The organism is Bacillus sp. FSL R5-0439, from assembly GCF_038008805.1.
In the GTDB taxonomy this organism is placed as follows: domain Bacteria; phylum Bacillota; class Bacilli; order Bacillales; family Bacillaceae; genus Bacillus; species Bacillus safensis.
Genome location: NZ_JBBOZW010000002.1, coordinates 1 through 5,891, shown reverse-complemented (window position 1 = coordinate 5,891; position 5,891 = coordinate 1). Strand labels below are relative to the sequence as shown.

Annotated in this window: 4 protein-coding genes; 2 read left to right on the top strand and 2 right to left on the bottom strand. The window is 37.5% G+C overall.

Annotation, left to right across the window (positions count from 1 at the left end; all coding sequences use genetic code 11):
- Positions 1-481 precede the first annotated feature (481 nt).
- Together NST59_RS19140 and NST59_RS19135 are read left to right on the top strand one after the other, a co-directional pair.
- Positions 482-1,609, top strand: coding sequence for a response regulator aspartate phosphatase (locus tag NST59_RS19140; protein ID WP_224931111.1), 1,128 nt, complete (start codon positions 482-484; stop codon positions 1,607-1,609).
- A gap of 527 nt (positions 1,610-2,136) precedes the next feature.
- Complete coding sequence (locus tag NST59_RS19135; RefSeq protein ID WP_341041082.1) at positions 2,137-3,162, top strand: protein rep; 1,026 nt, start codon at positions 2,137-2,139, stop codon at positions 3,160-3,162.
- 45 nt (positions 3,163-3,207) lie between these two features.
- On the opposite strand, the gene NST59_RS19130 is transcribed toward NST59_RS19135, so the two are convergent.
- The gene (locus NST59_RS19130; RefSeq protein ID WP_088001084.1) at positions 3,208-3,888 is read right to left on the bottom strand and encodes a hypothetical protein; all 681 of its coding nucleotides are present in this window, start codon (positions 3,886-3,888) and stop codon (positions 3,208-3,210) included.
- Positions 3,889-4,539: 651 nt separating this feature from the next.
- Positions 4,540-5,013 (bottom strand): DUF3967 domain-containing protein, encoded by a 474-nt coding sequence (locus tag NST59_RS19125; protein WP_106066838.1) that lies wholly within the window; start codon positions 5,011-5,013, stop codon positions 4,540-4,542.
- Positions 5,014-5,891 lie beyond the last annotated feature (878 nt).

Below are 5,891 nucleotides of genomic sequence, written 5' to 3'. Positions count from 1 at the left end.
GAAAAAAGCCCTTGAATTGGCTTATAAAGTGATACAATAGAGTTCTAGGCGGAAGGTGCGTAGCGGAAGACGACGGCAGTCGTCGAGTGGCAACGAAAAGCGAAGCACCGAGAGCCAAACGGGAACCCCCTATGCTAACAGGGGGGTAGTACGCAAGATGAAAATAAAACGTATAAAAAAACATGTCGTGCATTTTAAAAATGCCGTTGAGAGCGTTCAGATTCGATTCTGAGCGCTTTTATTTTTGTTCAGGTAATTGAAATAGGGGAATGTGTCAAAAACGCTTATAAGGGCTTTAAATGCGTTTTTTCGTTTTGTCTGCTGCTATGATTCCTAAAATTTGCTGGCGAGATACTGAGAGAATCTTAAAAGTGTTTGCGAGATACCGAAAATTTTACATATCAAGGGAGAAACAGGGTTTTATTAGGAAATATTGTGCTAGCATTTAGTATAAAACTGGTTTTATAAGGGGGGATTGTAGATGGCGGCTATACCGTCTCCAGTTGTAGCGGTTAAGATCAATGAATGGTACAAGCATATAAAGAGATTCAATGTGAAAGAGGCTGAGATTCTAAGAGAAGAGGTTAGGAAAGAGATTGACGCTATGGAAGAAGATGAACAAGCGGTTCTTTATTTTCAATTGATGGAGTTCCGTCATCAATTAATGCTTGATTATGTTCAACCTTCTAAAAAACCATTGGAGCCTTCTGAATATTTGAAAGCTGTAGAAGGACAAGGGAAAAAGATGTCTGGCTTTCTTGAATACTATTTCAACTTTTTTCAAGGGATGTATGAATTCAGAATGGGCGAATTTGTTAAAGCTATCATGTTCTATAGACGAGCTGAGAAACGTTTGGAGCAAGTTGCTGATGAGTTAGAGAAAGCGGAATTTTATTACAAGATGTCCGAAGTGTTTTATCACATGAAACAGACACATATGTCTATGTATTATGTCACTCTTGCTTATGATACTTATAAGGCTTATAAGACGCATTCGATTTATATGGTTCGTGAAATTAATTGTTTAACTGTAGTCGCGGGAAATTATATGGATTTAGAAACCAGAGATAAAGCATTGACTTGTTTTTCTTTAGCTTTGGAAAAAGCGGAGGCATTAGGGAATAAGCATATAATTTTTAGGCAGCTGTACAATATCGGTATCTGTTATCAAGGGTTAAATGAAATCACGAAAGCTGTATCGTATTTTCACCAAGCCATTTTAGAAGGGGAACCAATCGGTGAAAAGTTGTTTCAAGTCTATTATGAATTGATACGAATTCATTTGAATCAAAAAGAATTAATTGAGGGACGAGAATTTTATGAGAAAGCTAAGGAACAGTTGGCTTTACATAAAGATGATTTATTCTTGGATATGTTGAAGGTGCTGGAAAATTTATTTTTTAAGTCTGCAAATCTTAGTGAAGTATTGGCTTGCTTGGAGAAATTGGAAAGCCCTAGAGGTTTACCTTACATGGAAGACCTAGCTTTGGAAGCCGCCCGATTTTATACTGAAAATGGGCGTGTGGATGAATCTGTCAAAATGTATGAAAAGATGATATACGCCCAAAAACAAATTCAAAGGGGCGATTGTTTGTATGAGTTTCTATAGGAACTGTGCTTTAGGTTTAATTTGTACATCAGCATTGGTTATCGGTGTTTTTGTTCAAGCGAATATATATAACTATAGTGCAACTGGTTTTCAAGTTTATGATTCTAGGGCAATGACTTAATTCTTCAGACCTTTTAGGTCTGTTTTTTTTGTGGAAATATCATGTGTAGTCAGGTTTGGTGTAGTGTTCAACAATTGAACACTATGAATGGAGTGGAAAAAATCAAAAAAAAATCTCCCCCTGCGGGGAAATTTGGTTTAGTCTTTGGTCTTTTAGGTTTTGAGGTTTTGGTTTTTAAAAAGATGGCGGTTCCGCCAGCTTTTTTGGCGATTTTGACGGAGTCAGAATCGTGTCTTTTCTTATCTTGATACATATAGAAACAATGAGATTTTCAAAAAGTGCGATAAATCCAGTGATGTCAAGGGTTAGAAGGTCTTTTGACAGCACAAAACTCCATCTGCTATTATTTAAGTACCACCAAAAATAATAGATTGCTAGAGAACTAGCGCAGAAGGAGTTTTTTGCTTTGACATATTCATCTGAATCGAATTATAGCATCCTTCAGGACAAAACCGCAACAGGTAAAAAGCGGGATTGGAGAGGGAAAAAGGTGAGATCGTCACTTATGGCGGCTCATTATGAAGGACTTGAAAAGCGTACCGGCGCGCCTTATTACGGAAAAAAAGCAGAGAAAGTATCTGATTGTGCGGAATGTCTTGCGTTTAGAAGAGATAAAGAAACGGGCAGGCTACGATTATATCAAGCTTATTTTTGTAAAGTGAGGTTATGCCCTATGTGTGCGTGGCGAAGGTCCTTAAAAATTGCCTATCACAATAAATTGATTGTCGAAGAAGCCAATCGGCAGTATAAGCCTGCATGGATATTTCTCACGTTAACAGTCAGAAATGTTGATGGTGATCATCTGAAACAGGCCATTTCTGATATGATGAAAGGCTTTAATAGGTTGATGAAATATAAAAAAGTGAATTCTTCAGCGTTTGGGTATTTCAGAGCTTTAGAGATCACAAAAAACCATGAAGAAAATACATATCATCCACATTTTCATGTTCTTGTTCCTGTAAAGAAAAGTTATTTCACAGGGAAAAGTTATATTAAGCAAGCAGAGTGGACAAGCCTTTGGAAGCGTGCAATGAAATTGGATTACACACCGATTGTGCATGTGCAGCGTGTCAAGGGAAAAAAGGGAATCAATGCGGAAGCGATTGAAAAAGAAGTGCGCGAAGCTATGGAAGAACAAAAAGCCATTCTTGAAATTTCGAAGTATCCAGTCAAGGACACTGATGTCATACGTGGGAATGAAGTGACTGAGGAGAATTTAGATACTGTCTATTATTTGGATGATGCTTTGAGTGCGAGGCGTTTGATTGGCTATGGTGGTATCTTGAAGGAGATCCATAAAGAACTCAACTTGACGGATGCCGAGGACGGGGATCTTATCAGGATTGAAGAAGATGAAGATGAGGTAGCCAATGAGACGTTTGAGGTCATGGCTCATTGGCATGTTGGTATTAAGAATTACATAATTAATTAGAGGAAAAAAGCAGGCTGAGTAAGAGCCTGCTTTTTTCTTCATTTCTTAGCTATTTGGTAAATCTACTCTTTTAGGATTGCTTGTCCATGCTTTTCCTGAAGGTTTCTTGTATTTTTTGTCGTTGTAAAGTCTTGTTGTCGTGTATTGATACCATTTATCTGTCATGAAACCTTTTTGGTATAAATCGTATTTATAATATTTTTGAGGAATATATTTATCGAGATTGTGATCTGTGTAAACTAATAAAACTCTTACAGAATTAATTCCCCAACCGGCACCTGGAATTAGTAGAGCTAGTTTCATATAAAGTGATGCTGCACTTGTTACTTCTTTTGTATGACCTTTTGATGTTCCAACATATTTATATCCTGATTTTGGTTTAGCTGCAGAAGTACTGATTTCAGAATTGTTATTACTATTTGCTAGTTGTGGATTGTATTCATAACTAATACCTTCTTGTATTTTTCCATTAATCGTTACATTTTCTGTATTTCCATTGTATTCGACATCATATAATTTTCCGTTTTTATTGTATGTAACTGAATATACGTTGTTTTCGAGATTAGCATTTTGTATTTTTCCTGATTCACTTAGTTCTTCAACAGTCACATTGTGTGTGGCACTTTGGTATGTTTTTTCTGTAGATGCTGAAGCAATATTGCTGTTAGATAATACTCCGAATGCAACTAAAGCGCTTAGCGTAGAGCAAATTATTTTCTTTCTCAATTAAAAATCCCCCATCTTTCAATTTTGTTACTTAACTCCTAAATATGGCACTGACTATAGAAAGTTAAGACTGATTGTTTTACAATTTCATGGTAACATAAATTTTTCGAGATTGTAATTAAAAGTATAAAATGTAAGTAAAAGTATATCGGGGGATTTGGATGATAAAAAGAGAAGTTTTTCAAATAGTTTTGTTTACAGTCCTTTTGGCTATTTTTCTTTATCAAGGTGTACAAAGAGACTTTCCTGTTCAATATTTGATTATTCTAGTTGCATGCTATCTTGCTGTGATAGTTTATAGAATTATAAAAGTAATGAGATATAAAAAGGAGCAAAGTACAGTTAAGTAGTTTGAACTATTTTTGGTTGCGGTGTCCGCAATCATTTTTTTTATTTTTCAGTGCTTCGTTTTGAGGAATATTTTTGTGATAGAATCCGTTCACTGTGGAGGTGAATGTGATGACGATTGTAATTAATGTGATGGATTTAGGAGCATTCATTATTTGCACTTTGCTGTTCATTGCATTGTGGTTTGAAGAATCAGAAGAAGCCGGCTATTAAGTCGGCTTCTTCTTTACATGCTTGACGGAAATCGAGAGATTTTAGCACTCACACAGGGGTGTGTATAAGTGCGCCATTTTCATGGGTGTTCTATTTCCAAAATTGCCACCACTTTTTTTGTTGAGCAGCAGCAATCATTTTTTTTGTTTCAATGGATTCTTTCAAAGCGAGCATGAGATTTTCATCTCGCTTTTTTTGTTGTTCTTCAAATTGTTCGAGTCGTTTTAGGATGGCCCGATTGAATTCCTCTTGTCTTTGAATGAGATCGGCGACATTGATATCTTGTAGCGGTGTAGCGGTATCCGATATGGACAAGTTTGACCGATACAAGGTCGCTACAAGTTTGGCTACTTCTTCTAGTGATTTACCACTTAATTTAGAGTGTGTGTATATATACTCCATAGCGGATAAATCGGACTCATTATACTGACGCCATCCCTTAGTGTCTCTGGCGAAATTGTAGCCGTTTTTCTCAAGCATGGCGGCGTATTTGCGTATCGTGACGCTGGAGACATTGAGCTTGTTTGCAATGTCTTGTGAAGAAAGGTAGGTTTCGGGTTTCATAGCGGGTTCACCTCTTTATGATTCATTCGCTACGGTATACGCTACGCCCTCCTAGATCAAAAGGCAAAATGTTTTTGTTTTGCGTAGCGGGTTGAAAGAGAAAAATTTTGATAAGTGTCGCTGGAGACATTTCGGAAAAGGTGAAAAGAGCATAAGGGAAAACTGCAACCACTTTATGTTTGAAATCCGAGTGTGATTTGTTTCGTGGCGGTTGCGATTTTTGAAAGGAATGTGTCTAAAAATGAAATTCTGACACACCTTTTTTTAGGAGAAAAATGTGGTGATGTGGCAGAAACGGAAAAACTGCCACACCATAAAAAGGAAAAGTGAGAAGAATTGAGTAACGTTTTGTGTTTGAAAAGGAGCGCACTTGCACACAAAGAAAGGGAGCGTTTTGCAAAAAAATCAGTCGTAACAAGGGGTCAATAATGGTGAATTAAGTTTCGTGTTTGTTTTGTGTTGTTTCGGAAAAGTGTGCACTCAAAAGGAGCGTTACTGTTTAAAAAAATGGAGTGGAAAACATATGGCATGAGTCAACGGTAAGCGGAACGAAGTGAGCATTAAGGAGTTGACTCATTCACGACACCCAAAAGCCTGTTTATCAAACAAACCCCGTTTGTTTGCGCCTGCCGAAGGGGCATCCCCCGAAGATCGGGGGTAGGGGGTTTGAATATTTGCCATCCAACGTGCTAGCGTTGGCGGGTTTGGGCAGAGCCCAAGAAAGGCGGTCTGATGATGAAAATGACAAGAGAGCGTTTTGAAAAAGGCATGAGATATGCGAAAGCGACACACGCCATTGAAGGAATTTATCTTACAGCTGACGAGGAAGAATTATTATGGCAGCACGCATCTGGTCAGATCACAGATGAGGAGTTTGA

Coding starts and splice junctions, on each gene's coding strand:
- NST59_RS19140 (WP_224931111.1), top strand. CDS start 482: ATGGCGGCTATACCGTCTCCAGTTGTAGCGGTTAAGATCAATGAATGG.
- NST59_RS19125 (WP_106066838.1), bottom strand. CDS start 5,013: ATGAAACCCGAAACCTACCTTTCTTCACAAGACATTGCAAACAAGCTC.